17 protein-coding genes are annotated in these 26,800 nt (G+C 71.9%); 7 read left to right on the top strand and 10 right to left on the bottom strand.

The window, feature by feature from the left end; translation table 11 throughout:
- Window positions 1-67 precede the first annotated feature (67 nt).
- From ACQPW6_RS35095 to ACQPW6_RS35080, 4 genes are all read right to left on the bottom strand, one after another.
- Window positions 68-1,726, bottom strand: a complete 1,659-nt coding sequence (locus ACQPW6_RS35095) for a glycoside hydrolase family 13 protein (protein ID WP_433893760.1) — start codon at window positions 1,724-1,726, stop codon at window positions 68-70.
- A 74-nt stretch (window positions 1,727-1,800) separates the two neighbouring features.
- Window positions 1,801-2,760, bottom strand: coding sequence for a carbohydrate ABC transporter permease (locus ACQPW6_RS35090; RefSeq protein WP_433893759.1), 960 nt, complete (start codon window positions 2,758-2,760; stop codon window positions 1,801-1,803).
- Window positions 2,761-2,763: 3 nt separating this feature from the next.
- On the bottom strand, window positions 2,764-3,723 hold the full coding sequence (locus ACQPW6_RS35085; RefSeq protein WP_433893758.1) for a carbohydrate ABC transporter permease: 960 nt from the start codon (window positions 3,721-3,723) through the stop codon (window positions 2,764-2,766).
- 91 nt (window positions 3,724-3,814) lie between these two features.
- Window positions 3,815-5,185 carry an ABC transporter substrate-binding protein gene (locus ACQPW6_RS35080; protein WP_433893757.1) on the bottom strand — a complete coding sequence of 457 codons (1,371 nt, stop codon included), beginning with the start codon at window positions 5,183-5,185 and terminating at the stop codon, window positions 3,815-3,817.
- Between the two features lie 211 nt (window positions 5,186-5,396).
- Here ACQPW6_RS35080 and ACQPW6_RS35075 point away from each other — a divergent pair, with 211 nt between their 5' ends.
- The gene (locus ACQPW6_RS35075) at window positions 5,397-6,392 is read left to right on the top strand and encodes a LacI family DNA-binding transcriptional regulator (protein ID WP_433893756.1); all 996 of its coding nucleotides are present in this window, start codon (window positions 5,397-5,399) and stop codon (window positions 6,390-6,392) included.
- A 281-nt stretch (window positions 6,393-6,673) separates the two neighbouring features.
- Entirely contained in the window at window positions 6,674-9,223 is a 2,550-nt protein-coding gene (locus ACQPW6_RS35070; protein ID WP_433893755.1) for a right-handed parallel beta-helix repeat-containing protein, read from the top strand.
- Between the two features lie 123 nt (window positions 9,224-9,346).
- Here ACQPW6_RS35070 and ACQPW6_RS35065 read toward each other — a convergent pair whose 3' ends face one another.
- A complete protein-coding gene (locus tag ACQPW6_RS35065) occupies window positions 9,347-10,981 on the bottom strand; it encodes a penicillin-binding transpeptidase domain-containing protein (protein ID WP_433893754.1) in 1,635 nt (544 codons plus the stop codon).
- A 189-nt stretch (window positions 10,982-11,170) separates the two neighbouring features.
- On the opposite strand from ACQPW6_RS35065, the gene ACQPW6_RS35060 reads away from it, so the two are divergent.
- Together ACQPW6_RS35060 and ACQPW6_RS35055 are read left to right on the top strand one after the other, a co-directional pair.
- Window positions 11,171-15,124 (top strand): helix-turn-helix domain-containing protein, encoded by a 3,954-nt coding sequence (locus tag ACQPW6_RS35060; protein WP_433893753.1) that lies wholly within the window; start codon window positions 11,171-11,173, stop codon window positions 15,122-15,124.
- A 185-nt stretch (window positions 15,125-15,309) separates the two neighbouring features.
- Window positions 15,310-16,593, top strand: coding sequence for an NAD(P)/FAD-dependent oxidoreductase (locus tag ACQPW6_RS35055; RefSeq protein WP_433893752.1), 1,284 nt, complete (start codon window positions 15,310-15,312; stop codon window positions 16,591-16,593).
- A 112-nt stretch (window positions 16,594-16,705) separates the two neighbouring features.
- Here ACQPW6_RS35055 and ACQPW6_RS35050 read toward each other — a convergent pair whose 3' ends face one another.
- Window positions 16,706-19,489 (bottom strand): lectin, encoded by a 2,784-nt coding sequence (locus tag ACQPW6_RS35050; RefSeq protein WP_433893751.1) that lies wholly within the window; start codon window positions 19,487-19,489, stop codon window positions 16,706-16,708.
- A gap of 456 nt (window positions 19,490-19,945) precedes the next feature.
- Between ACQPW6_RS35050 and ACQPW6_RS35045 the strand changes: the two genes are divergently transcribed.
- Window positions 19,946-20,953, top strand: coding sequence for a YdcF family protein (locus tag ACQPW6_RS35045; protein ID WP_433893750.1), 1,008 nt, complete (start codon window positions 19,946-19,948; stop codon window positions 20,951-20,953).
- Window positions 20,954-21,049: 96 nt separating this feature from the next.
- On the opposite strand, the gene ACQPW6_RS35040 is transcribed toward ACQPW6_RS35045, so the two are convergent.
- Window positions 21,050-21,580, bottom strand: coding sequence for a 2'-5' RNA ligase family protein (locus ACQPW6_RS35040; RefSeq protein WP_433893749.1), 531 nt, complete (start codon window positions 21,578-21,580; stop codon window positions 21,050-21,052).
- Between the two features lie 10 nt (window positions 21,581-21,590).
- A complete protein-coding gene (locus ACQPW6_RS35035; RefSeq protein ID WP_433893748.1) occupies window positions 21,591-21,857 on the bottom strand; it encodes a hypothetical protein in 267 nt (88 codons plus the stop codon).
- A gap of 172 nt (window positions 21,858-22,029) precedes the next feature.
- On the opposite strand from ACQPW6_RS35035, the gene ACQPW6_RS35030 reads away from it, so the two are divergent.
- Together ACQPW6_RS35030 and ACQPW6_RS35025 are read left to right on the top strand one after the other, a co-directional pair.
- Window positions 22,030-22,332, top strand: a complete 303-nt coding sequence (locus ACQPW6_RS35030) for a hypothetical protein (RefSeq protein ID WP_433893747.1) — start codon at window positions 22,030-22,032, stop codon at window positions 22,330-22,332.
- 126 nt (window positions 22,333-22,458) lie between these two features.
- The gene (locus ACQPW6_RS35025; RefSeq protein ID WP_433893746.1) at window positions 22,459-22,938 is read left to right on the top strand and encodes an N-acetyltransferase family protein; all 480 of its coding nucleotides are present in this window, start codon (window positions 22,459-22,461) and stop codon (window positions 22,936-22,938) included.
- A gap of 60 nt (window positions 22,939-22,998) precedes the next feature.
- Here the strand turns inward: ACQPW6_RS35025 and ACQPW6_RS35020 are convergent, their stop codons facing one another.
- Together ACQPW6_RS35020 and ACQPW6_RS35015 are read right to left on the bottom strand one after the other, a co-directional pair.
- Window positions 22,999-25,803: a discoidin domain-containing protein gene (locus tag ACQPW6_RS35020; RefSeq protein ID WP_433893745.1), complete on the bottom strand. Its 2,805-nt coding sequence runs from the start codon at window positions 25,801-25,803 to the stop codon at window positions 22,999-23,001.
- Window positions 25,804-25,881: 78 nt separating this feature from the next.
- Window positions 25,882-26,796, bottom strand: a complete 915-nt coding sequence (locus ACQPW6_RS35015) for a carbohydrate ABC transporter permease (protein ID WP_433893744.1) — start codon at window positions 26,794-26,796, stop codon at window positions 25,882-25,884.
- Window positions 26,797-26,800 lie beyond the last annotated feature (4 nt).

The following is a 26,800-nucleotide window of genomic DNA, read 5'->3' as shown; positions in this document are numbered from 1 at the left end:
TCTCTTCATCGTGGGGTTCCCCGCCGGCTGCTTCGCGGGGAGTGCTTCGCCGTGGCCGGCCCGCCGGTCAGCGCTGCCGCAGCCACACCGTCGTATCGTCCGGCAGCTCGCCCGTGGCCGGTTCGAGGCCGGGGTCGCTGGCGAGCACGACCTCCGCGTCCGCGGGCAGCGGCACCGCGCCGCCGGAGAGGTTCGCCAGGCAGAAGAAGCCGTCGGCGCGGGCGAAGCCCAGGACGCCGGGAGCGTTTCCGGGCAGCCAGCGGAAGTCGGTGCCGCGCAGCCCCCGCTCGCTGCGGCGCAGGCCGAGGGCGGTCCGGTAGAAGGTCAGCATCGAGTCCGGCCGGCCGTCCTGTGCCTGCGCGGTGAGCCCTGCCCACTGCTGCGGCTGCGGCAGCCACGGCGGTGCGCCGGCGCCCTCCGGACTGAAGCCGAACGGCGGCCGGTCGCCCGACCAGGGCAGCGGCACCCGGCAGCCGTCGCGGCCGATGTCGACGCCGCCGGTGCGGTGGAATATCGGGTCCTGGCGCAGCCCGCCGGGGATGTCCTCGACCTCCCACAGGCCCAGTTCCTCGCCCTGGTAGAGGTAGCAGCCGCCGGGCAGGGCGAGGTCGAGCAGCAGGGCGGCGCGCGCCCTGCGGGTGCCCAGTTGCAGGTCGACGGGTACCTGGTGCTGGCGCAGCGCCAGGCCGAACGAGGTGTCGGCGCGGCCGTACCGGGTGACGTGCCGGGTCACGTCGTGGTTGGACAGCACCCAGCTGGCGGGGGCGCCGACCGAGGCGTGCGCGGCCAGCGTCGCGTCGATCACATGGCGCAGCGCGGTCGCGTCCCACGGGCAGTTGAGGTAGTCGAAGTTGAAGGCGCTGTGCATCTCGTCGGGCCGCAGGTAATGCGCGAAGCGCACCGGGTCGGCGAGCCACACCTCGCCGATCAGCGCGCGCGGCCGCTCGTAGCCGTCGGCGAGCGCCCGCCAGGCGCGGTAGATGTCGTGCACGTCGTCGCGGTCGATGTACGGGTGCGGCACCGGCGGCGCGTCGTGGTCGAAGTCGGGCAGCTCGGGGTCCTTGGCGGGCATCGTCGCGGAGTCGATCCGGACGCCGTCCGCGCCGCGGTCGAACCAGAAGCGCAGTACGCTCTCGTGCTCCTCGCGCACCTTGCTGTTGTTCCAGTTCAGGTCGGGCTGCTCGGGGGCGAACAGGTGCAGGTACCACTCGCCGGGTGTGCCGTCCGGGTTGGGCAGCCGGGTCCAGGCGGGGCCGCCGAAGACGGACTGCCAGTCGTTGGGCGGCAGTTCGCCGTCCGCGCCACGGCCGGGCCGGAACCAGAACAGGTCCCGCACCTCGGCGCCGGGGCCGGCGGCCACCGCCTCCTGGAACCAGACGTGCCGGTCGGAGAAGTGGTTGGGGACCACGTCGACGATGATCTTCAGGCCGAGGGCGTGGGCCTCGTCGATCAGCGCCTCCGCCTGCTCCAGGGTGCCGAACGCGGGGTCGATCCGCCGGTAGTCGGCGACGTCGTACCCGGCGTCGGCCTGCGGCGAGGCGTACCAGGGGCTGAACCACAGCGCGTCCACGCCGAGTTCGGCCAGATACGGCAGCCGCGCGCGGACACCGGTCAGGTCGCCGATCCCGTCGCCGTCGCCGTCGGCGAAGGAGCGCGGGTAGACCTGGTAGATGACGGCGTCACGCCACCACTGGGCGGGTTCGGCTGCGAGGGGCTGATCGGCCACGGACGGGCTCCTTGGGCTAGGCGGGGCGAGCGGGACAGGGCGGGGCGGGGCGGGCAGAGCGGCGGCCAGGGGGGTCACCCCTTGAGCGCGCCCGCCGACAGGCCGCCGAGGATGTGCCGCTGGAAGAAGAGGAAGAGCACGATCATCGGTACCGCCGCGATGGACAGGCCGGCGATCATCTCGGTGGGCGGCACCTGCGTGGTGGACGTCGACAGCCGGTGCAGGGCGACCGACAGCGTCTGCTTGTCGGGGTCTTGAAGCACCAGCAGCGGCCAGAGGAAGTCCTTCCACATCCCGACCACCGCGAAGATCGAGATCACCGCGAGGACGGGACGCGACAGCGGCAGCACCACCCGCAGCAGTGTCTGGAGCCGGGAGGCCCCGTCGATGGCGGCGGCGTCGAGGAGTTCACCGGGGATCTGGTCGAAGAACCGCCGCAGGACGTAGATGTTGAAGGCGTTCGCGGCGCCCGGCAGCCACAGCGCCCAGGGCGTGTTGAGCAGGTTGAGGTGCACCAGCGGCAGGTCGGAGACCGTCAGATAGGCCGGTACCAGCAGCGCGGCGGCCGGCAGCATCAGGCTGGCGAGCATCCCGGCGAAGATCGCCCGGCCGAACGCGGGCCGCAGCTTGGACAGCGCGTAGGCCGCGCACACGTCCACCGAGATCTGGATCAGCCAGCCGCCGGCCGCGTACCAGACGGTGTTGAGGAAGAAGTGCGCGATGTCCATCTGGCTCCACGCGTCCTTGTACGCGGTGGCGTGCACGGACTTCGGCAGCAGCGTCGGGGTCTGGGCGGCGAACTCGCGCGGGGTCTCCAGCGCCGAACTCGCCATCCAGTAAAGGGGGAAGAGGAAGGCGGCGGTGAACAGCACGATGGTGGCGGTCAGCACCGCGAAGTAGACGGCCCGGTTGCGCGGCCTGGCCAGCTCCTGGTCGGAGATCAGGCTGCGGGTGGTCGCGGACGAAGCGGGTGCGGATGTGGGTACGGGCGCGGATGCGGTTGCGGATGCGGCCGTGGGTGTGGATGTGGTCATGGCTCAGTCCTGTTCGCGGGTCAGCCGCAGGTACAGCGCCGCGAAGACACCGAGCACGGCGAAGAGCAGCACGCTCATCGACGCGGCGAGACCGAAGTCGTTGTTGACGGCGAAGGCGTAGCGGTAGATCAGCGTCATCACGGTGATGGTGGACGGATCGGTGAAGCCGGTGAGCTGGAACGGCTCGATGAAGACCTGCATCGTGGCGATGATCTGGAGCAGCAGCAGGACGAGCATGATGAACCGCATCTGAGGCAGCGTCACATACCGCAGCCGGGCCCAGATCCCGGCGCCGTCCAGCTCGGCGGCCTCGAACAGCTCGCCGGGGATGGACTGGAGCGCGGCCAGGTACATCAGCGTCGCGCCGCCCATGTTGGCCCAGGTGGAGACGAGCACCAGCGAGATCATCGCGGTGTGCGGCGACTGGATCCACTGCGAGGTGGGCAGATGGGCGCCGCGCAGCGCGGTGTTGAACAGGCCGTCGCCCGGGTCGTAGAAGAACTGCCAGAGCATCACGCTGACGATCGGCGGCAGCATCACCGGCAGGTAGACCGCGACCCGGAAGAAGCCCTTGAAGTGCCGCAGTTCGTTGAGCAGCACCGCGATCACGAACGGCACCGCGTAGCCGAGGACCAGCGCGAGGCCGGTGAATTCGGCGGTGTTCTTCCAGGCCGTCCAGAACAGCGGGTCGGCGAACAGGTGGCGGTAGTTGGTCAGTCCGACCCACTGCGGGTCGGTGATCAGGTTGTCCTGCTGGAAGCTCAGGATGATGCCCCGCACCAGCGGGTACCACGAGAACACCGCGAAGCAGACGATGCCGGCCGCCATGAAGGCGTACGCGAGGGCGTTGTCGGCGATCCGCCGGCGCAGCCGGGCCCGCCGCGCGGCGGCTGTCCCGGTCCGGCCGCCGCGCGGTGGCGCGGCCGGGGAGCCGGGGCGGTGGGCGGCCAGGGAGGTGGCCATGGGTTCTCCTTCGTCGGCGCCCGCGGGCCTCGCCGGTGGTCAGGGGCCGGCGGGCCCGCGGGCATCCAGGGTCGGGTCCGGGCGGGCGGCGCTACTGGGCCGCGAGCAGGGAGTCGACCTGCTTGGAGGCGTTCGACAGCAGGGAGCCGATGTCGGCGCTCTTGTCGGTCAGCACCTTGGCCATCGCGGTGTCGAGCACGGCGTAGATCTGCTGGGCCTTCGGCGGCTCCAGCACCAGCGGTATCCCGGGCAGGGTCTGCTGGAACGGCACGTAGTTGGCGACCGGCACATTGGCGTACTTGGTGTCGGCGGCGGTCTTGGCCTGCGCGGCGGCGCCGGTCCAGATGTTCGGCTCGGGCAGGCCGACCGGCTGCTTGGCCTGGGCGGCGCGCTGCGCGCCCAGCTCGATGCGGTCCGGGTTCTCGTACTTGAAGGCCACCCAGGCCATCGCGGCCTTGATCTGCTCGGGGGTGTCCTTGGGGTTGAACATGAACCCGCCGCCGCCGGCCAGCGTACCCTTGCCGCCGGGGATCGGGCCGAGGCCGTAGTCCTTGGGGTCTCCCTTGTACTGCGAGGCGATGGTCGGGATGTTGTCGGAGGTGGCGAGGTACATGCCGAGCTTGCCCGCGCCCATCATCTGCAGCAGGTCGGCCCATTCGAGCAGTTGCCGCGAGCCCATCGAGTCGTCGGTCCACCGCATGTCGTGCAGCTGCTGGAGGACGGCCCTGCCGGTGGCGTTGTCGAAGTCGGCCTTCCAGGTGCCGTCCGGCTGCTGCTTGGCGACATCGCCGCCGCGCGAGTACATCTCGGCGGTGAAGTGCCAGCCGCCGGTGTTGGACTTGCTGTAGTCGCCGTAGCCGACGGTGCCCTTGCCGAGCGCGGCGATCTTCTTGGCGTCGGCGCGGACCTCGTCCCAGGTCGTCGGCGGCTGGTCCGGGTCGAGTCCGGCCCGCTTGAACAGGGCGCGGTTGTAGACCAGGCCCATCGAGTAGTTGCCCTCGGGCAGCCCGTAGGTGTGGCCCTTGCCGTCCTGGAAGACCTTGCGCAGCTGGGGCTTGACCTGGTTGACGGCCGGGAACTGCGACAGGTACGGGGTGATGTCCGCGGCCTGGTGCTTGGCGATCAGCCCTGCCGGATCGGTGTAGTAGACGTAGAAGGCGTTCTCCAGCTGGCCGCCGGCCAGCTTGGTGGAGAAGGTCTGCGGGTCCATCTGGCCCTCGTGCGGGGTGACCTTGATCTTCGGGTTGAGCTTCTCGAAGGCCGCCACGTCGGCAAGGAAGATCTTCCGGTTCACCGGGTCGGTCTTGGCGGGCATGTCGTTCACCGTGATGGTGACGGTGCCGTCGGCGGATTTCGACGAGCCGGAGGAGCCGCCGCAGCCGCTCACTGCGAGGGTCAGCCCCGCGGCCGCCGTGACGGCGAGGGCGATGCGGGCTCTGCTGCCCGCCGGGAAACCGGTCATGAATCGTCCCTGGTCATGAGTCGTCCCTGGTCATGAGGGTGATGGAGGGGGCGGCCGTCCCCCGAGGTGACGCACAAGTTACGTCGACCGCACCAGGCACGCAATACGAAAACACACTTACGCAAAAAGCTCACCGCGATGATGCGGAGTGACGCAAAAGACGCAAGGCCGACGCATAAATCCCACAGCCGACCGCGGATATAGTGCGCTCATGGTCCGCAAACTCGTACAGGTGGCCCAGAAGGTCGGGGTCAGCGAGGCGACGGTCAGCCGGGTGCTCAACGGCAAGCCCGGCGTCTCCGACAGCACCCGGCAGGCGGTGCTGACGGCGCTCGACGTGCTCGGCTACGAACGCCCCACCCATCTCAAGGGCGTGCGCGCCCGTCTGGTCGGCCTGGTGCTGCCCGAGCTGCAGAACCCGATCTTCCCCGCGCTCGCGGAGGTCGCCGGCGGCGCGCTCGTCCAGCTCGGCTTCACCCCTGTGCTGTGCACCAGGTCGGCCGGCGGCCTCACCGAGGCGGAGTACGTGACGATGCTGCTCGACCAGCAGGTCTCCGGCGTCATCTTCTGCGGCGGGCTCAGCGCGGAGGAGAGCGCGTCGCTCAAGGAGCGCGGGATGCCGGTCGTGCTGCTCAACGCGGCCATCGACTACAGCGGCTTCCCGCAGGTGTCCACCGACGATGTGGCGGCCGTGCAGCAGGCGTACGCGCATCTGACCTCGCTCGGGCACACCCGGATCGGTCTGATGGTCGGCCCGGCCGACCACACTCCTTCCCGCCGCAAGGCCACCGCCTTCGCCAAGCTGGCCGAGCGCCACGGCGCGGGGAAGAACGCCCACCCGGTCGGGCACGCGCTGTTCTCCTTCGAGGGCGGCCAGGCCGTCGCCACCGAAATGCTGGCCACCGGCATCACCGCCCTGATCTGCGGCAGCGACATCCTCGCCCTCGGCGCCATCCGCGCCGCCCGCCGCCAAGGGCTCGCCGTCCCCGCCGACTTCTCCGTCGTCGGCTACGACGACTCCGCCTTCATGAACTACACCGACCCGCCCCTCACCACCCTCCGCCAGCCGATCGAGTCGATGTCGCGGGCGGCCGTCACCCTGCTCGCCAACCAGATCAACGACACCAACCCCACGCCCAAGGAACTCCTGCACGAACCCGAGCTGGTCGTCCGCCTCTCCACCGCCCCGGCGCCGGCGCCCAGGTAGCGGCACCGGGAGAGGACAGAAAGGCCCGTGGGAGGCCCGCGAGGGCAGGAATTCCGAGCAAGAAACCGACGGAAAAGCTTCACCTCATTCACCGCCGGATGCCGGCGATTCCGGCTCGGGGCCCGATCGCCGCAGCTCGGCGGCCTTGTCGGCACGTCAGCCGGATTCCGTTCCCGCCCGCGGGCACTCCGCGGGATCGCCCCGATCCGTTGCACGGGGGTTGGCCCGGAGCTACGGTGCCGCTCACTCAAGCACCCCCACTTCTGCTGCGGAGTCCATTCATGCCCGAAACCTCCCGGGGCACACGTCTGCCCGGATCAGCGCTCGCCGCGGTGGTCACCCTGCTCGCCCTGCTGGCCGCCCTCGTCAGCTGGACGGCGCTGCACGCCTCGGCGGCCGGCGCCGGCACCGTCTACGAAGCAGAGTCCGCCGCCCTGTCCGGCGGCGCCGCGACCGCCACCGACCACACCGGATACAGCGGCAGCGGTTTCGTCGGCGGCTACACCGACGGCAACAGGGGCAGCGCCGCCACCACCTTCTCGGTGTCCGCCGCGAACGCCGGCAGCGCGCCCGTCACGCTGCGGTACGCCAACGGCACCAACTCCATCCGCACCCTGTCGGTCTACGTCAACGGCACGAAGGCGGTCACCACCTCGCTGCCGGCGACCGCCGACTGGAACACCTGGGGCACCGCCACCGAGAACCTGACCCTGAAGTCGGGCGCCAACGCGGTCGCGTACCGCTTCGACACCGCCGACAACGGCAACGTCAACCTCGACAACGTCACCGTCGGCGCCACGACGCCGCCCACCACCCCGCCCACGACACCGCCCGGCAGCGGTGACGGCCAGACCTACGACGCGGCGACCGCCTTCGCGACCGGCGGATCCACGGTCGGCACCTCGCTCTCCGGCTACGCGGGCGCCGGCTACCTCACCGGCTTCACCGCGCAGGGCGCCCAGACGCAGATCGACACCGCCGTACCGTCGGCCGGCAGCCGCACCGTCTCGGTCACGTACGCCAACTCCACCGGCTCCGCGCAGACCCTCTCGCTCTACCTCAACGGCATCAGGAACTCCCAGATCAGCCTGCCCGCGGGCAGCGGCTGGCTGACCGCCGCCAAGACCGTCACGCTGCGCTCCGGCCTCAATCTGATCGGCCTCCAGCACGACTCAGGCGACACCGGCGACGTCGCGGTGGACGGTGTGTCGGTCGACGGCGGCACCGCGCTCGCCGCGCAGGGCGCGACCCTGCCGTACACCGAGTACCGCGCCGCGGACTCGTCCACCAACGGCAGCGTCCTGCCGGTCAGCCGCGCCTACCCCTCGCTCAGCGCGGAGGCCACCGGCCGCAGCGCCGTCCAGCTCACCGGCACCGGCAAGTACGTGCAGATCACCCTCGCCAAGCCGGCGAACTCGGTGGTCGTGCGGTACTCCGTCCCGGACACCGCCGACGGCACCGCCACCACCGCGCCGCTCGCCCTCTACGCCGGCAGCGCCAAGGTCACCGACCTCACCCTCACCAACAAGTACGCCTGGCTGTACGGCGCCGGCTACTACGACACCAACAACCCCGGCGACGGCACCGGCCACCACTTCTACGACGACGTCCGCTACAAGAACTCCGCCACCTGGCCGGCCGGCACGGTGCTGAAGTTCCAGAAGGACAGCACCGCGGCCGGCACCTTCACGATCGACACCGTCGACACCGAACTCGTCGACCCGGCCTACGCGATGCCCGCCGGCTACGTCTCGGCGGCCACGTACGGCATCAACCCGGGCGGCTCCGACGTCACCTCCGCGCTGAACAGCGCGCTCAGCCAGCTCTCCGGCACCGGCAAGGGCCTGTGGCTGCCGGCCGGCACGTACGCCATCTCCGGCCGGGTCAACCTCAGCAATGTCTCGCTGCGCGGCGCCGGAGCCTGGTACTCCACGATCCAGTCCACCGCGGAGAACGGCGGCGGCGGCCTGTACGCGACCGGCGGCCGCAACCAGATCGCCGACCTCGCCATATTCGGTGACCACACCTTCCGCAACAACGACCAGGGCGCGCCCGCCATCGAGGGCGCCTTCACCTCCGGTTCGCTGGTCCTCGGCGTGTGGATGGAGCACGCGAAGGTCGGCCTGTGGGCGGTGCCTGCCAACGGCCTCGACGTCGCCGGTGTCCGTGCCCGCGACATCTACGCCGACGGCATCCACCTCCACGGCGGCTCCTCCGGCTCCCGCGTCGAGCAGTCCAACGTCCGCAACACCGGCGACGACAACATCGCCCTCGACACCGAGGGCGGCGACGTCACCGGCTGCACGGTCTCGCACAACACCGCGCAGTCGCCGATCCAGGCGGGCGGCATCGGCGTGTACGGCGGCGGGGGCAACGTCGTGGAGGACAACGCCGTCAGCGACACCGTCGCCTTCGGCTCCGGCATCAACGTCAGCACGGCCTTCGGCGGGAACTTCTCCGGCCGGACGACGATCCGCGACAACGTCCTGACCCGCGCCGGTTCCCACAACTACAACTGGAACTCCGACCTCGGCGCCCTGTGGATCTTCGCCGACGCCAAGGGCGACATCACCCAGCCGGTCGACGTCACGGGCAACACCATCAAGGACAGCTCCTACCAGGCCGTCCTGCTCTCCTACGGCCACCAGATCAGCAACCTCACCTTCGACCACGACACGATCACCGGCGCCGGCACCTACGGCATCGACATCAACAACGTCACCGGCGGCATGACGATCAGCAACACGTCGGTGAGCGGTACCGCGTCCGCCGCGCTCAACAACCCCGGCAACTACACCGTCACCCGGGGCCCGGGCAACTCCGGCTTCTGACCGCACGCAGTCCCCGTGGGGGCCCGCCGCCACTTACCGGCGAGCCCCCACGGGGCCTTCACGCCGCTCCCGCGCACCCGCGTCGCGCGGGGAACCATCCGCCCGACCGGGCCGCCCGGCGGCTCACCGGCCGGCCAGAATCTGCGCCACGATCGGGCCCGCGCTGGTGTTGCCGTGGCCCGCGTCGCGGACGATCGCCGCGGCGGACACGTTGCCGGCGAACGCGGTGAACCAGCCGTTCGTGGCGGCTTGTCCGTCGACCTCGGCGGAGCCGGTCTTCGCGCCGGAGTCGGGGCCGAAGCCGTTCATCACGCCGCTGGCGGTGCCGCTGGTGACGGCCGCGCGCATCAGCTCGCGCAGGTCGGCCGACACGTGCGGGCCGACGCCGCGGGCGTCCACGACTCCGTCGATGAGGTCTCCGGCCACGATCCGCGGCTGGCTGAACCTGCCGGTCGCGGCGGTGGCCGCGATCGAGGCCATGATCAGCGGGTTGGCGACCACCTCGCCCTGTCCGATCATCTCCGAGGTGAACTCGTCAGGTCCGCGGCCGTCGGGGAAGCCCGGCTGGTCGTTGGGGGTGATCGTGCCGATGTTCCAGGGCTGGGTGAGTCCGAACTGCGCAGCCGTGGCGCGCAGCGCGGCGGCGCCGAGATGGGGCGCCAGGGCGATGAAGCCGGTGTTGCAGGAGTTGGCGAAGTCCCAGCGCAGGTCGGCGTTCTCGTTGTGCAGGCCGGCCGAGTCGTTGTGGTAGATCCGCCCCTCCGGCACGTTGTCGGTGGCCCTGCACGGGGCCGGCGAGCCGGGCTCCATGCCGCTGTGCTGGATCAGCGCCGCCGCGGTGACGATCTTGAAGGTGGAGCCGGGCGCGTCGATGCCCTGGAGGGCGACGTCCTCGCCCTCCGGCGGGGTGTTGGCGACGGCGAGGATGGAGCCGTCCCGGATGTCCAGTGCGGTGGCCGAGGCCCGGTCGTGGCCCGCGACGGCCTTCTCGGCGGCGGCCTGGAGACGGGCGTCGAGCGTGGTGGGCAGCTTCTTGTTCCGGCCCTTCAGCACGGTGTGCAGCAGGGCTCCGGTCGAGCCGTCGCTGTGGACCACGTACGTGCCGATGCCGGTGGTGCCACCGCTGACCTGGTCGCCGTGCTGGTCCGCGATGTCGGCGATGATCCGGGTCAGCGACGGGAACCGGCTGCCGGTGAGCACCGTGCCGTGCCGGTCGGTGACGTCGATGCCGGGCGACTGCGCGGCGCGGGTCACGATCGAGTCACCGGCCACCAGCCCCGGGTGCAGCACCGAGGGCGCCCATGCGACGGCCGGCTTCCCGTCCGCGCCGCGGCGCACGGTGAGAGCGGAGGGGTACGTCCAGGTCGAGGTCCGGCCGCGGTAGTCGACGTGTGCCGCGACCGTGAACGAGGCGCCGCCGCTCCCGGGCTTGATGCCGGTGAGCTTGACGGAGCTGATGTGGCCCTGGGATCCGAAGTCGGTCAGGCCGGTGGCCGCGTCCTGCGCGGAGTCCGTCAGCGCGGCCGCCTCGGCGAGGTCGCCGGCGCTCCACGCCGCCAGAAAGGCGTTGGCGCTGTCGGCGATCTGCCGTGCGGACAGCGGCTCGGCGACGGCCCGGGCGGTGGCACCCGCGGTGCCGGCAGCCCTCCCGTGCCCGGAACCGGTCATGTCGCCAAGCGAGGTGTACACGTTGTAGGCGCCGTATCCGGCCGCGCCGAGCATCCCTGCGCATACGGCGCCGACAATGCCGATCTTCATTCCCCTTGAGACGGGCACAGCCCGACCCCCCGTTCGTGTCCGACGTCCTGCGTCTGCCTCAACCGACGCTGCGGGCCTGATGGTTGTCCGGCAAGCACCTGCTGCCAGGGTGAACAACTCGCTACCGTGGTGCCGGGGGCCGTGCGGGGGCACGCCGGGGCGTGGCGCGAGGACTGACGGGGTACGGGGATGGGTCGTCCTGAACGGCCGCTGGATGACGCCGGCGGCCCGGTGGCGCAGTTCGCGCAGGAACTCAGGGAGTTGCGTGCGGGCGCCGGGATCACCTACCGGAAGATGGCCGCCGCGTCCGCCTTCTCGTCCAGCACGCTGTCGCAGGCCGCGGGCGGCGAGCAGCTGGCGTCGCTGCCCGTGGTGCTGTCCTACGCGGCGGTCTGCGGCGGTGAGGCCGAGGTGTGGGAGCAGCGGTGGCACGAGGTCTCGCGCGCGCTCGCCGCGGCGGCCGCCGCGGATCCCCGCCGGGACGACGGCGCCGATCCCCCTTACCGGGGGCTGGCACGCTTCGAACCCGGTGACCGGGACCTGTTCTTCGGCCGCGAGGACCTGACGCGGCACCTGGCGGAACAGGTCGGGCGGCACCGCGTGGTGGCCGTGGTGGGGGCCTCGGGGAGCGGGAAGTCCTCGCTGCTGCGGGCCGGCCTGATCCCCGCCCTGCGGCAGGACGGCATCGGCGGACGGCCACCGGCGGCGGTGCGCCTCCTCACCCCGGGGAACCGTCCGGCCGGCACTCACGGCGCGCTGCTCGAGCCCGCACCGGGCCCGGGCGACACCATCGTGATCATCGACCAGTTCGAGGAGGTCTTCACCCTCACCGCCGGCCCTGAGGAGCGCGCCGGCTTCCTCGACGCGGTCGCCGGCGCCGCGGAGGGCGGCAGCCTGCGCGTGGTGATCGGCATCCGCGCGGACTTCCTCGGCCGCCTCGCCCAGCACCCGGCGCTGGCAGCGGCGCTGCGCGACGCGACCGTCCTGGTCGGACCGATGGAACCGGCCGCGCTGCGCCAGGTGGTCGTGCGTCCGGCGGCGGCAGCCGGACTCATCGTCGAACGCACGCTGACCGCACGGCTGATCAAGGAGGCCGCACGGGAGCCGGGAAGCCTGCCGCTGCTGTCCCACGCGCTGCTGGAGACCTGGCGGCGCCGCCGCGGGCGGGCGCTGACCGAGGCGATGTACGAGGCGGCCGGCGGCGTCGACGGGGCCATCACCACGACGGCCGAGACCGTGTACAACGCTCTGCCGACCGCGCAGGCCGCGCTGGCGCGCAACATCCTGCTGCGCCTGGTCAGTCCGGGCGACGGCGTCCCTGACACCCGCCGCCCGACCGACCGGGCCGAGCTGGACACCATCGCACCCGACGCCGGGAAAGTGGTCGAGAAACTGCTGCGCGCACGGCTCCTGGTCTCCGACGACCAGACCGTCAACCTCGCCCACGACGCGGTCATCTCCGCCTGGCCCCGCTACCGCGACTGGATCGACCGCGGCCGGGAGAGGCTCCGCCACCACCGGAGCCTCACCGACGCGGCGGCGCTGTGGGCCGCGCTCGACCACGACCCCGGCGCTCTGCTGCGCGGCGGCCGGCTCGATGCGGCGGTCGACGCCTTCCCGTCCTCCGGCACGGACGCGGCCGGAGAAGGGGAAGGGGGCCCGGCGGACTCGGGCGCTGGTGAACTGACCACCCTGGAACGCCGGTTCCTGGCCGCCAGCCGGGAGGCACGCGAGAAGCGGCAGCGCGTCCGGTCGCGTACCGCCCGCCGCATGTGGCTGCTGACCGCGGCCCTGTCGGTGCTGCTCTGCCTCGCACTGCTGGCAGCGGTGACGGCCGTCCGGCAGCGCACGACCGCGGACCGGGCACGCGCCCGCGCGGTGGCCGCCCAGCAGGTCGCCCTCTCCCGGCAGCTCGCGGCGGACTCCGGCGCGGCGGCCCGAACAGACCCCGACCTCAGCGCCCTGCTGGCCGTCGAGGCCTACGGCACCCGGCCCACGGACGAGGCGGAGGTGGCCCTGTACGCCGCGGCGGCCGATCCGCTGCGGCTGCGGCTGCACGGCGACCAGGCCGTCACCGCGGAGGCGTTCGCGCCCGACGGGCGGACGCTCTGCTGGAGCGAGGAGAGCTGGCAGGTCCGCTGCGCCGACACCGCGACCGGTACCGTCCGCGCTCTGCCGCCCATCGCCGTCGCCGCCGAGCAGTCACCGCCGAGCACCCCGGCCGCGGTCAACCGTGCCCTGCCGGTCATCACCGGCCTGGCCTTCGGCGACTCCCGCACCCTGATCACCACCGACGCCCGCGGCGGGGCGCACTCCACCGACATCACCACCGGCCGGTCAAGCCAACTGCTGGCCGGCGGCGGCCCGCCGAAGGACACCAGGCTCAGCGCGGACGGGCGCACCCAGACGGTGGCCGGCCGGCCGGTCGAGGCCGACGTCAAGGACGGTGTCCCCTACGGCGACCCGGACATCACGGTCCGCGATGTCCGCACCGGCCGGATCCACGCCGTCGTCCGTCCCCCGATCGCCCCGCGCACGCAGGAGCTGACGGCCGAGGGCGATTGGCTGGCGGACGTCGGCTCGGCGACCCTGGCGATCAGCCCAGACGGGCGGCTGATCGCCACCGCCACCGGCTGGACGAAGGGGGGCGAGAACACCAGCCGTATCCGCGTCTGGGACACCGCGACCGGCGGATCGACGATCACGATCCGGCCCGACGCGGCTCCCGCCGTCGCCGCCTTCAGCCCCGACGGACGCCAACTCGCCGTCGATGACGGCGCCGGCGTCCGCCTCTGGGGGACGGCCGACGGAACGTCCACTTCGGTCCGTGCCGTCGTCAGCCAGGGCAGCCTGCCGATCACCGCGCTGGCCTTCGCCCCGGACGGCTCCGCGCTCGCCGCGGCCGGCGCCGACGGCGCGGTGTCGCTGGTGAACATGGACACGCACCGCGGCCAGACCCTGCGCGCGGCGACGGCCGAGGGCGCGGACCCCGGCTCTGGGCCGCTCACCACGCGACTCGCCTTCAGCGCCGACGGACGGCAGCTGGCGGCCGGTGACAGCGGGGGCGACGTGCGGGTGTTCGACACCGCGGCCTCGCATCCGTACGCGTCCGTCGACGCCGGCGACCCCGGCGCCCCCGGCGGCCCGGTCGGCGCGCTCGCGGACGACGGCAGGCTGCTGGCCGTCACCGAACGCGGCGGAGGCATCCGGCTGACCGACACCCGGACCGGCAAGGACGCCGGAAACCTGCCCTCCCAAGGCCCGGCGCCGCGGGCCCTGTTCGCCGCACCCCGCGGGCCGTGGCTGGCCGTGCTGGACGACCGGCCGGACACGCTGACTCTCTGGAACCTGGCCACCCGCACGCATCGCGTGCTCGCACTTCCCGACGGTGTCCCCGACGGCGCCGTGTTCAGCCCGGACGGCACCCGGCTGACCGCCGACCTCATGCCGTCAAGGAAGCACGCCCCATGGACGGCCCGGACCTGGGACACAAGCACCGGCCACGCCGAGCCCGACCCGCCGTCCTTCCCGACCTCCCGGCCCCATCAGGAGCTGGTCCTCAGCCCGGACGGCAGGACGCTGGGCGTACAGGCGAGCGGACGCCTCCACCTGGTTGAAGGGCGTACCGGCAGAGCCCGCCGCAGCATCCCGACGCGTGACGATCTCGCGGTCTGGTATGCCGCGCGATCCGCGTCCTTCGCCTTCAGTCCCGACAGCCGCACGATCGCCGTCACACGGCCCGACGGCTACGTCCAGCTCCTGGACGTGGCGACGGGGAAGGCGCGGGCCACCTTGGCGGCCGACACGCTGCCCGCGAGCACGGTCGCGTTCTCCCCCGACGGCCGGTCGCTGGCCGTCGGCCACGACGACGGCACGGTACACGTCTGGGACCTGGCCACCGCCCGTGTGCGCACCACCTACGACGACGGCGGCGGCCAGGTGACGTTCCTGGCGTTCAGCCCGGACGGAACGGTGCTGGCCACCGGTGGCGCGGCGGGCCGCACGCGTCTGTGGCGCGCCGGCTCGCCCGGCCCCGCGCAGGCCATCGCCCAGATCTGCCGCGCCGTCGGACGCGACCTCACCCCGGACGAGCTCGCCCGCTACCTTCCCGGCCACCCCGCCGTTCGCACCTGCTCCTCCTGACCACGGTGCGCTGAGCTCGCGGCGGCCGGGGCTGCCGTCCCCGAGGCGTCAGGTGCGCCACCGACCCGTGGCCCGAACCCCGCGTCCCGGCGGGCGGTTCGGGCCACGCCTCCGACGTCATGGGGGCACTCGGTGCTGGACTGGGGGCAGGGCCCGCGGGGCGGCGGCGGGCGAGCGGAGAGGGAGTGGTGGCGGTGACGGAGACGGCGGACGTGCTGGTCGTGGGGACGGGGGTGGCCGGTCTCGCGTGCGCGCAGGACCTGGTGGCGGCCGGGCTGCGGGTGCGGGCTCTGGAGGCGTTGGACGCGGTGGGCGGCCGGATGCGCACCGATGCGCGCGACGGATTCCGCTTCGACCGCGGCTTCCAGGTGGTCAACACCTCGTATCCGCAGCTGCGCAGCCGCCTTCGCCTCAAGGAGCTGCAGCTGCGTCCGTTCACCCCCGGTGTCCTGCTGCACACCCCCCGGGGACGGCTGCGGTTCGCCGACCCCACCCGTACGCCGCGGCTGGCCGCCGACCTGCTGCCCGGGCGGCTGGCCTCGGCGCGCGACCTCGCGGCCCTGGCGATGCTGACCGGGCGGGACCTGCTGGCGCCGCCACGGGTCCTCAAGCGCGCCGCGGACCGGACGACACGCACGGCGCTGGCCGACGCGGCGATCAGCGAGGACCTGGTGGAGACGCTGTTCCGGCCGTTCCTGTCCGGAGTCTTCCTGGAGGACGAGCTGGAGACCTCCAGCCGGTTCTTCCACCTGGTCTGGCGCTCCATGACGCGCGGCACGCTGTGCCTGCCCGCGGCGGGCGTGGCCGCGGTGCCCGAGCAGCTGGCCGCCGCGCTGCCCGACGGGACCGTGCGGCTGGGCACGCCGGTGGAACGGCTGACCGACGACGGTGTGCTGACGGCATACGGGGACGAGTGGACCGCGCCCGCGGTGGTGGTCGCCACCGGGCCGGGGGCGGCGGCCGAGCTGCTGCCGGGCCTCGACGTGCCGCCGACCCGCTCGGTCACGACGTACTACCACGCCGCCCCCACCAGCCCGCTGGCCGAACCGACGCTGGTCACCGACACCGCGCGGCGGGTCCTGAACACGGTGGTGCTCAGCGAGGTCGGCCCGGGCTACGCGCCGCGCGGCCGGGCCCTGGTGTCCACGTCGGTGCTCGGCGCGGACGACCGGCGGGACGCGACGGCGGACCGGGAGGCGAGCTGGGAGTCAGGCCGGGAGGCGGAGGTGCGCAGGGTGCTCGCCGAGCTGTACGAGACGGACACCGCCGGCTGGGAGCCGGTGGCCGTCTACCCGATCGCCGAGGCGCTGCCCGCGATGACCCCGCCGTGGCCGCTCAGCCGCACCACCCGCCACTCCCCCGGCCGCTACGTCTGCGGCGACCACCGCGCCACCGGTTCCGTCCAGGGCGCGATGGCCTCCGGTGCCCGGGCAGCCCGCGAGATCCTCACCGACCGGGCCGGGCGGTGACGTCCGGCCGGCGCCGTCGGGTACTGCGGCGGGCCCCGCGACGCACCCTTCGGCGCGTCGCGGGGCCCGCTGTCTCACGGGGTTTCGTTTCTCCGGTGTGCCGGGCGCGCGCTCAGCCCGGCAGCGTCCAGCGCTGGGCGCCGGTGGCGTTGCAGGTGTAGAGCTGGAGCTGGGTGCCGTTGGCCGTGGACGAGTTCGGGACGTCGAGACACAGCCCGGACTGCGGGTTGACCAGCGAGCCGTTGGCGCCCGCCGTCCACTTCTGGGCGCCGCTGCCGTTGCACGTCCACAGCTGGACCAGGGTGCCGTTGGTGGTCCCGCTCTGGTTGACGTCCAGGCACTTGCCGAGGGTCCGCAGCGAGCTGTCGGCGGCGACGATCCAGTCCTGGGCGTAGGTGCTGTCGCAGCCCCAGATCTGGACGTGGCTGCCGTCGGCGGTGGAGGAGTTCGCGTCGTCCACGCACAGGTCGGACCCGACGCCGGCGCCGATCGCGCCGATCCGCGGCGAGGCCGGCGCCGACGTGTCACCGGCGTAGGAGGGCGGGGCCGCCGAAGCGACGCTCGCCCAGGAGGTGTTGGCGCTGGTGCCGAGCGTGAAGTTCAGCGTGCCGCCCGCGGTGATCGCCGTGGTGGGCGCGTAGGCGTTGTTCCAGGCGGCGCCGTTCCAGGTCGCCGACTGCACGTAGGGTGCGTTGTCCGCGGCGCCGTTGCCGTTGATCGTCAGCGACTTGCCGGACGGCAGCGTGACCACGGCCTGGGTGAACAGCGGTGAGCCCAGGGCGAGATCGGACGTTCCCGGGGTCTCGGGGTACATGCCGAGCGCGGACCAGACGTACCAGGCGCTCATCGCGCCCAGGTCGTCGTTGCCGTCCGCGAGGCCGCTCGGAGTGTCGGCCCAGATCTGGTCCTGGACCGCCCGCACGGTGCTCTGCGTCTTGTACGGCTCGCCGGTGTAGTCGTACTCCCACGGCAGTTCGATGCTCGGCTCGTTGCCGACCCACGCGTAGCCGTTGGCGCCGGTGAAGCTGCGCAGCGTGGTGTCGAGGTAGTCGTTCATGGCGGCGTTGCCGCCCTTGGCCTTGGCCAGGCCGCCGACGTCGAAGGGCACCATCCCGGTGTAGATCCAGGAGTCGGCCTCGACCATGTCGGTGCCGCTGGTCGGGTCGAAGCCGCCGGTCCACGAGCCGTTGGCGTTACGCGGCTCGACGAAGCCGGAGGCCGGGTTGAGCACGTTGCGCCAGTCCTGCGCGCGGTTGGCGTACGTCTTCTGGTTCGCGCTGTCGCCGAGCCGGCCGGCCATCGCGGAGAGCGCGAAGTCGGCGGTGTCGTACTCCAGCGTGGTGGCCACCGGGCCGTAGAAGTTGCAGCAGCCGTAGCTGCCGTCGTGCGGCATGTACCCGGGCGAGCTCAGGTAGTTCAGACCCGGCCGGTTGTTGTTGGCCTTGCTCGCCTCGGCGACCATGTCGGCCAGCGCGGTGCCGGTGTCGAAGTTCGTGGCGCCGAAGGCGTGGTAGTCCGCGAGGATGGCGTCCGCCGGGTCACCGACCATGACGTACGACTCGCCGTTGTTCTCCGACCACTTGGGGAACCGGCCGGTCTGCGCGTAGTCGTCGACCATCGACTGCGCGGTGTCGGAGGCCGCCTGCGGGGCGATCAGCGCTTCGAGTTGGGCCTGCGAGCGGTAGATGTCCCAGCCCGAGTAGTTCGCGTAGGCCGCGGCGTGCCCGGCGTCCACGGTGTGCGTCTTGCCGTCGAAGCCGTAGTACTGGCCGTTGGTGTCGCTGATCACGTTCGGGTGCAGCAGGGAGTGGTAGAGCGCGGTGTAGAAGGTCTGCTGCTGCGCCGCGGTGCCGCCGCCGATCTGCGCCCTGCCGAGCAGGGTGTTCCAGGAGTTCTGCGCCGCGGTACGGGTCGCGTCGAAGTTCCAACCGCTGTTCTCCGCAGTGCGGTTGGCCGCCGCGTTGGCGACCGACACGTAGGAGACGCCGACCTTGGCCTGCACGACGTGGTTGGAGGTGGCGTTGAAGGTGACGTAGCCGTTGGAGGCGGCGGCGTCCGGTGAGGCCGCGTCGGGGGACGCGGCGCCCTTAGAGGTACCCGTCGAGGTGCCGGTCGTCTTGCCGTGCAGGACCGGCTTGTTGGGCTTCTCGGCGGCGTTCTTGGACGCGCCCGACGTCGTGGGGGTGGTGGCCGACGGCTTGGCGGCCGAGCTGCCCTGGGAGGCGAACGGCTGGTCGAAGAGCATGTCGAAGTACACGGTGTACGTGTTGCCCGCGCCGCAGAAGTGGCCGCTGGTGACCTGCCCGCTGACCTCGGTGCTCGACACCTTGGTGAACTGCGTCGCCGAGTCGCCGTTCTGGCTGCCGGTCAGCTTGAAGATCAGGTTGGCCTGGCTGGTCGAGGGGAACGTGAAGCGCGCCATCCCGCTGCGGGTGGTGGCGGTCAGCTCGGTGGTCACCTGGTTGTTGAGGGCGACCTTGTAGGAACCGGCCGTCGCCGACTCGTCGGCGTGCGAGAACGCGTCGGTGGCACCGGAGTTGACCGCGCCCACGGTGGGCAGCACCGGTATGTCGCCCGCCGCGCCGCAGCCGGGCCCCGCGATGTGGGTCAGGCTGAAGCCGGTGATCGACGAGTCGTTGTACTCGTAGCCGCCGCCGGAGGGACGCGACGGTGTGTCCGGGCTCCACTGGACCATGCCGAACGGCACGTCCGCGCCGGGGAAGTCGTCGGCCTGGTTCGAGGTCCCGATCAGCGGGTTGACCAGGGTGGCCGGCGAGGTGACGAGCGCGGCCTTCCCGGCCGCCGACGCGGCGGTGCTCATTCCGGCCACGGCCAGCGCGGCGGCGGCGAGCACGCCGATCACGGCCCTTCCGGGTGGTCTCGACAGTCGTGTCATCGCGGGTACTTCTCCTCTACTCGTAAGTTTGACAACGTTGTCAGACTGCACGGGAGCGCGACTCCGGAGTGACCGAGAGGGGTGGACAACGTTGTCAGGCCGAACGGAGATGGAACGCCTGCTGATTCGAGTGCGTACATGGGGGGTTACCTCCGAGGCTCACGGGCGCGTGAGGACGCCCACGAGGGAGAGCGCTCTCAGTGAAGCTAGCCATGCGGCAGGGGCACGTCAATGGATCGCGCAGCGGTCGGATCTATGTGGGGCGGGCGTGCTTCTGTGTCGGGAGACGGCGCGACTTCGCGTCGAGGCGGGCGTGCCTCCATGCCGGGAGCGGGCGGCCCTCCGTGCCGGGCGCGGCCTGGCGAGGCCGCCGCCAAGGAGGCCGTGAACTGACGTCACCCGCTTCCCTCTTCGAGCGGTGCCGTACCGCCCCTGCGGCCTGCCTACCATCTGCATATGCTCCTGCCTTACGCTCCAGCGTTCGTGTGCTTCCTCGTCTTCGTCGTCGGTGTGCTGCGCGAGCGGCGCCGCTTCAGCAACGCGGTGTTCCTGGGGCTCTCCCTCCTCCTGGCCGCCGGCGGCTGGACCTACCGGCTGCACCAGTCGCATCCGGTGCGGGACGGGCGGGTCGGCGTCACGCTGCTCGTCTTCGCGCTGCTCGGCATCGTCACGCTGGCGTGCTTCCTGGTCCTCAACGGCCTCACCATGATCCGCAAGGAAGGAGTGGGGGCCGCCGGCCTGCTGTCCCTGATGACCGGTGTCGCCCTGGCGTCGCTGGCCGCGCTGTCGGTCGCCACGGCGGTGCTCCGCGGCCGGACCCTGACAACCCTGACGGCGACAGCCGTCGCGCTGACCGGCTACGCGGGCTTCCTCTTCGTGTGCTTCGTCGTCTACGCGTTCGTCTACGGGCGCCTCAACCTCCGCCGCAGGGCGGACTACGTGGTGGTCCTCGGCTCCGGACTGGTGGGCGGTTCCGAGGTGCCGCCGCTGCTGGCCAGTCGGCTGGAGCGGGCCCGCGCCGTGCACGGCAGGCTCTCGCGGCGCGGCAGGCAGCCGGTGCTGCTCACCTCCGGCGGGCAGGGCCCGGACGAGAAGCTGCCCGAGTCGCACGCCATGGCGGACTACCTGGTGGCACGCGGCTTCCCGGCCGCGCTGATCCAGCGCGAGGACCGCTCGACGTCCACGGAGGAGAACCTGCGCTTCAGCCGATCCATCATGGAGGAGTCGAAGCCGGACTACCGGTGTGTGATCGTCACGAACAACTACCACGCCTTCCGCGCGGCGCTGACGGCCCGCCGGGTCGGTGTCCGGGGCAACGTGGTGGGCTCGCCCACGGCCGCGTACTTCTGGCCCAGCGCGATGATCCGTGAGTTCGTCGCGATCTGCCGCACGTACTGGCGGACCCATCTCGCGTTCTGCCTGCTGGTGCTTGCGGGCGGCGGCGCCCTGTGGCGGCTGGGCTGACCGCCGGTGGCCCGTTCGCCGGCTACGGGCCTCCGTGCACCGCCACCGCGCCCGGCTGGCCGCCAACCGCGGCACCGCGCGCGGGTTGCGGGCCGTTCACGGCCGAAGGCGGTACGCGGCCCGGTCCTGCCAGCGCGTGCCGTCCCAGACGATCAGCCGTACGTCGCTGACCCGGCAGGTGACCGGCAGCGCGGCGGTGACCACGGCCTCCCACGCGTCGTGCGCGGCGGCCCGGCCGGCGGGGCCGTCGCTGACGGCGAGGGTCAGATGCGGCGGGAGCCCGGCGCCGAAGACCCCGCGGTAGGGCACCGCTTCCGGCCGGCACCGCACGAGCGCCTCGGTCAGCGCGACGACCGGGGCGTGCGGCGACGGGTCGAGGTAGAGCACGCCGGGGTAGCGGCCGACCTCCGTGAAGGCCAAGGTGAACTCGTCGTGCCCGGCGAACAGGTCGGACAGTTCGCGCTCGGTCCCGGCGTCGATACGGCTCTCGTGCACGAACGGGTAGAGCACGGTCACATGCGCGGGGAACCCGGTTCTGACCAGCGGGTCGGCCTCCGGAACCCTGATGGTGAGCGCCGTGTCGCCAACCGCATCCGGCCATCCGCCCGCCTCCCGCGCGCCCTCCACGACCGCCCCCTCAACTCTTCGCCCCGCACCGTGATCGTACCGGCGGCGGCCGCGGCGGCGCGGCGGCGGCCGGCGCGGGAGTCATCGCCGGCGGGTCCGTCCGCCGGTCCGGTCCGGTCCACGTCAGCGCGTACGCGCGGTCCAGATCGCCGGAGGAAGCGAGAGCCACCGCCCGCCGTGCGGTGTCGGCGGACTCGTCGAGGTCAGCGCCGTCATTGTTGCGCTGTACGCCCGCGTCCTGGAGCCGGTCCCGCAGCACCGCCGACAGGCGGCTCACCACGAGCGCGTGCTGACCGAGCGGCGGTTGCAGTCCGTGGAACGTCCGAACCGACCCGATCCGGGGGTCTGCCCCGGTACCCGGGCCGGCGCCCGCCCAGAGAGCGGGCCTCCCGGCCTTGATGAGTGCGCGTGCTCATGTGCTGGAACCAGCAGGCGGCCACGATGCCTTCATGCATGGGATAGCAGAAGTGGGCCTGACGTTTGCCGTCGTGGGCCTGGAGGTTGCGGCCTTCTGGTACTGGGCCGCACGGTACGCCCTGACCAGCTGGGCAGTCCCCGGCAAGGGAGACGCTGTCGCCGTCGTGGTCGTGGTGGCGGGTCCGATTCTCCTGGTCGGCGCGGGCATCGGCCTCCTCCTGGCGGGCATGGTGATCACCGGCATCTCCGAGGTCGTGCTTGGGGTGGCCGTGATCGGGCTCGTGATCATCGGCCACATGAAGAACAACATCCGCAGGCGGATGCAGAGGCGGTAGGCGCCGGCCGGCAACTCCCGGCGGTTGGGCGGCTGATAAGGACAGATGCCGGGGCGGCAGACGCCTGCCCGACACAACCTGAAGCCCGGCCCCGCGATACCGGCGCCCCTTCATAGGCTTCAGAGCATGACGCTCACCATCCGCCCGGCCGCCGAATCCGACCTGCCGTCGTTGCTGGCGCTCTACGGCGAGCTCAATCCCGATGACGAACCGCTCACGGGGGCCACGGCGGAGGACATCTGGGCAGCCGTCCGCCACCAGCAAGGCCGCACCGTACTGGTCGCGGCTCTGGACGACACGCTTGCGGGCACCGCGGACTGCACCGTGCTGCCCAACCTCACCCGCAGTGCGCGATCAATCATGTTCGTGGAGAACGTCGTGGTCGCCCAGGCCCATCGCCGGCGAGGCATCGGCAGACTGCTGATGGACGCGGCCGGACAACTCGCCGAATCCGCAAACTGCTACAAGATCCAGCTCCTGGCCGCAGACGGACCCGAGGCGCACACCTTCTACCGGGACTGCGGCTACCAACCACTCGCCCAGGGCTTCCGGCGCTACCTGGTGGGGCGCGGCATGCCGCAGACCCGAGAGGCAGATGGCGCGTGAGGCGGGGACTCCTTGCGCGTCCCCGCCCCACCCCCCGGTACCGGCTGCTTCCGTTTCGCGCTACCTGGTGGCCAGGCCGTAGACGGCCAGTTCGCTGACCGCCATCTGGCCGCCGGTCTGGCCGCCCTGGTCGGGGCGGTCGGCGATGAGCCGGAGGTAGCGGGCCGTCACCGGTTTGTCGAGCTGTACGCCGGTGAGGCCGTCCAGACTGCCGGAGTGGCGGGCGACCGTGTACCAGGTCGAGCCGTCGCCGGAGACGTCGACGTGGAAGTCGGTGGCGAACTTGCCGTCCGGCTGCAACAGCGTGACCAGGTCCACCGACTGCGGCGTGCGCAGGTCGACCTGCTCGATCCAGCGGTACTGGCCGGTGGCCTGCGCCCAGGTGCCGGGGTCGCCGTCGGTGGCGTACGACGGCAGCGAGTCGGGCTGCATGTCCGCCTGGGTGCGGTCGATGAACAGCGCCTGGGCAGGGGCGTTCAGCGCCAGGTCGGCGTTTCCCCGCACGGGTGCGTACGCGCCGACCTCGCTGATGGCCATCTGGTCGCCGCGCTGTCCGCCGTCGTCGGGCTTGTCGGCGACGATCCGCAGGTACCGCGCGGTGAGCGGCGAGGCGAACTGCACCGGGATCGTCCCCCAGTTGGCGCCGTGGACGGTGCCGGCCGTCTTCCACACGGTGCCGTCGGTGGAGACGTCCACGTGGAAGTCGGTGGCGAAGTGCGGTGCGGGCATCCCGACGGTCACCGAGCCGAGCGTGCTCGCCTTCCTCAGGTCCACCACCAGCTGCCAGCGGAACTGGCCGCTGGCCTGTACCCAGGTGCCGGGGTCACCGTCGGTGGCGCTGGACAGCTTGGTCCCCGGCTGGAGGGCGGCGGGGCTGCCGTCCACGAACTGCGCCTGGACGGGCTTGCCCAGCGCGAGGTTCTTCGGAGCGGTGCCCGCGGGCGCCGCCGCCAGGTGGGCGTACCGCGGCTCCAGCCCGGCATCGGCGATGAGCGAGGCCGGCACGCCGGTGCCGTCGGCGGCGACCTGCGTGTTGTCCAGCGTCAGGTTGTCCGGGGTGCCGCACGGCCAGTCCGGTGTGGTGTTCTCCACGTAGTTGCCGGTGAAGGAGAAGTTCCCGTAGGGAAGGGCGTCCTCCTTGCAACCGCCCATCGAGAACGTGCCGTTGGCGAACATGGCGTTGCCGGTCATGGTGATGTCGGTGCTGCCGCCGTCGGTGTAGATGGCGTGGCCGCCGTCCGCCCCGTTGCCGTTGCGGACGACGTTGCCGCTGATCAGCAGGCCGCCGGCGAGCGAGTCGCCCTCCTGGCCCAGGACGTAGATGCCGCCGCCGTCCGAGCGCAGCTGCATGGCGTCGAAGACCAGGTTGTTCAGGATCTTGTTCCCGCCGGACTTCGTCGGGGTGTGACCCCAGCCCCAGTTGGAGCTGATGCCGCTGTACGGGACGTCGTTGACCTGGTTGTGCTCGATCACGTCGTCGCGCGTGTAGCTCTGGAAGATGCCGACGCCGCCGGTGTACTCCACCGCGACGTTGTGCACCCAGTTGTCGGCGACGGTGTTGCGGGCGGGCAGCAGGGAGACGTCCGCGGGGGCGGCGTCGGCACCGTTGCCGATCTCGACGCCGTTGCCGGAGATGTCGGTGAACACGTTGCCGGTGAGCGTGGAGTCATCGACGTCGCGGCCCAGTTGCAGTCCGGCCGCGCCCAGGTGCTGGAAGGTGCTGCCGGTGATGCTCAGCCCCTCGGTGTGGTCGAAGACGACGTTGCCTGGCGTCATCGTCCAGTTCCCGTACGGGCAGGTGCCGGGGTCGGTGGAGGAGTACCGGTCGCAGGAGCCCTGCTTCTCCCAGGCGTCGGCACCGGTCAGCCGCATGTTGGCCTGCACCTCGGAGAAGCCGTCGGCGCCGTCGGGCTCCGTCCAGCCGCCGTACTCGAAGGAGATGCCGGTGAACGAAAGCCCGGTCAGGGGGCGGGACTTGGTGCCGGTTCCGGACACCAGGGTCTGCAGCCGCGGTATCTCGACGTCGGCGGCCTTGAGGTTCTGGCCCGGACGGGGCTTGTAGTAGAGGGTGTGCGCGGGCTTGTCGAGGTACCACTCGCCCGGGTCGTCCAGCAGTTCCTTGGCGTTGACGACGTAGTCGGGGAGGTTGGCGTTGACGCCGTACGGCTTCCTGGTCGAGTTGTCGAAGCAGGGCTGGTCCATGGTGACCGTGGTCCCCGAAACCGACGCCACGCCGCAGGACATCTCGGTCCAGCCGACGGTGTAGCCGAACTGGACGTCGGAGATGTTCTTCCAGCTGTCCAGGGTGGTGTCGGAGGTGGTGTAGCCGGTGGCGGTCCGGGTGAAGCCGGTCGGTGCGGCGCCGCGGGCGCGCACCCCGCGTACTCCGTCGACGTACAGCTGACGGGTGTCGGTGCCGGCCGGCACCTTGGCCTGCCAGACGCCGTCCGCGCCCTGCTGCCAGCCGTCGACCTGCTCGCCGCCGCTGAGGACGGGGTGCGCGCCGGGCGCGGCCTCGTAGGTGACGCCGTGGCCCGACTGCCCGCCGTCGCCCTTCGCGGCGTCGAGGGCGAAGGTCCGGTCGAGCCGGTACGTGCCCCCGGCCAGCACCACATCGATGTCGGAGTGCGCGCCGCGGGTCGCGGCGCGCACCTTGCCCTGGGCGGTGGTCAGCGAGCAGGGGTCGTGCGGCGAGCAGGCCGAGCCGCGCCCGTCGGGGGCGACGGAGAAGGTGACGGCGCGGGGGGCCGAGTGCGCCGGGGCGGACGCGGCCGCCCAGCCGGTGGACAGGAATCCTGCGAGCAGGGCGACGGCGGCGCCCGCGCTGACGGTGAGACTGCGGGGGCGCGGTCTGGTTTTCTTCATGCGTGTGTCACTCCCGAGGCTTCGTTGATTCGAGGTGTTCCGGGTGGTGGTGCCCGGCGGTGTTCCGGCTCCCCCGGGTCATTCCTTGGTCGCGCCGGCGAGCATCCCGGAGACGAGGGTGCGCTGGGAGAAGAGGAAGAGCACCAGCACCGGCAGGATCGCGACGATGATCGCCAGCGACAGTTCGGGGATGGTGATGTTCAGCCCGGCGCCGGCCACCGGGTTGAACGACGGGGTGGAGGTGAGCAGTTGGTTCAGGCCCACCTGGATCGGGAACTCGTCGCTGTTGGGCAGCACGAGGTAGGGCAGGAAGAAGTTGTTCCAGTTGCCGACGAAGCTGAAGAACGCGACCAGCCCGATCACCGGCCTGGCCAGCGGCAGCGCGATCTTGGTGAAGAGCTGCCACTGCGAGCAGCCGTCCATGCGGGCGGCGGCGAGCAGGTCGCGCGGCAGGCTGGTGGCGAAGTAGATGTAGACCAGGTACACGCCGAACGGGTAGAAGGAGAACGGCAGGATCACCGACCAGACGGTGCCGATCAGGTGGAAGCGGTTGAGCTCCAGGAAGATCGGCAGCACCAGGGTGGCCGACGGCATGATCATGGTGACCAGGGTGGTGATCAGCAGCATCTTGCGGCCGCGGAAGCGGGTCAGCGCCAGCGCGTAGCCGGCCGGCAGGCTGGTGGCCAGGGTGAGCACCAGCGAACCGAGCGAGTAGACCGCGGAGTTGCGCAGCCACGTCAGCAGCGCGTGGTCCTGGAAGTCGTACAGGTGCCGCCAGGCGGTGCCGACCTGGTGGAAGGAGCCGAACGACAGCGGGTTGTCGTGCACGATCTGGCCGGCGGTCTTGGTCGGCGCGAGCAGCAGCCAGATCACCGGGAGCACGAAGAACACCAGCAGCGCGGCCAGCAGGACCCCGATGACCAGGACGGAGACCGCCTTGGACGGGGTGGTGCGGCGGACGGCCGGGCGCCGCGGCGGGGCGGAGGTGGTCATGGCG

The organism is Streptomyces sp. CA-111067, assembly GCF_050956065.1.
GTDB lineage: Bacteria > Actinomycetota > Actinomycetes > Streptomycetales > Streptomycetaceae > Actinacidiphila.
This window is presented reverse-complemented; position numbering and strand designations above follow the sequence as displayed.

Coding starts and splice junctions, on each gene's coding strand:
- ACQPW6_RS35090 (WP_433893759.1), bottom strand. CDS start 2,760: ATGACCACATCCACACCCACGGCCGCATCCGCAACCGCATCCGCGCCC.
- ACQPW6_RS35085 (WP_433893758.1), bottom strand. CDS start 3,723: ATGGCCACCTCCCTGGCCGCCCACCGCCCCGGCTCCCCGGCCGCGCCA.
- ACQPW6_RS35080 (WP_433893757.1), bottom strand. CDS start 5,185: ATGACCGGTTTCCCGGCGGGCAGCAGAGCCCGCATCGCCCTCGCCGTC.
- ACQPW6_RS35075 (WP_433893756.1), top strand. CDS start 5,397: ATGGTCCGCAAACTCGTACAGGTGGCCCAGAAGGTCGGGGTCAGCGAG.
- ACQPW6_RS35070 (WP_433893755.1), top strand. CDS start 6,674: ATGCCCGAAACCTCCCGGGGCACACGTCTGCCCGGATCAGCGCTCGCC.
- ACQPW6_RS35065 (WP_433893754.1), bottom strand. CDS start 10,981: ATGAAGATCGGCATTGTCGGCGCCGTATGCGCAGGGATGCTCGGCGCG.
- ACQPW6_RS35060 (WP_433893753.1), top strand. CDS start 11,171: ATGGGTCGTCCTGAACGGCCGCTGGATGACGCCGGCGGCCCGGTGGCG.
- ACQPW6_RS35050 (WP_433893751.1), bottom strand. CDS start 19,489: ATGACACGACTGTCGAGACCACCCGGAAGGGCCGTGATCGGCGTGCTC.
- ACQPW6_RS35045 (WP_433893750.1), top strand. CDS start 19,946: ATGCTCCTGCCTTACGCTCCAGCGTTCGTGTGCTTCCTCGTCTTCGTC.
- ACQPW6_RS35030 (WP_433893747.1), top strand. CDS start 22,030: ATGCATGGGATAGCAGAAGTGGGCCTGACGTTTGCCGTCGTGGGCCTG.
- ACQPW6_RS35025 (WP_433893746.1), top strand. CDS start 22,459: ATGACGCTCACCATCCGCCCGGCCGCCGAATCCGACCTGCCGTCGTTG.
- ACQPW6_RS35020 (WP_433893745.1), bottom strand. CDS start 25,803: ATGAAGAAAACCAGACCGCGCCCCCGCAGTCTCACCGTCAGCGCGGGC.
- ACQPW6_RS35015 (WP_433893744.1), bottom strand. CDS start 26,796: ATGACCACCTCCGCCCCGCCGCGGCGCCCGGCCGTCCGCCGCACCACC.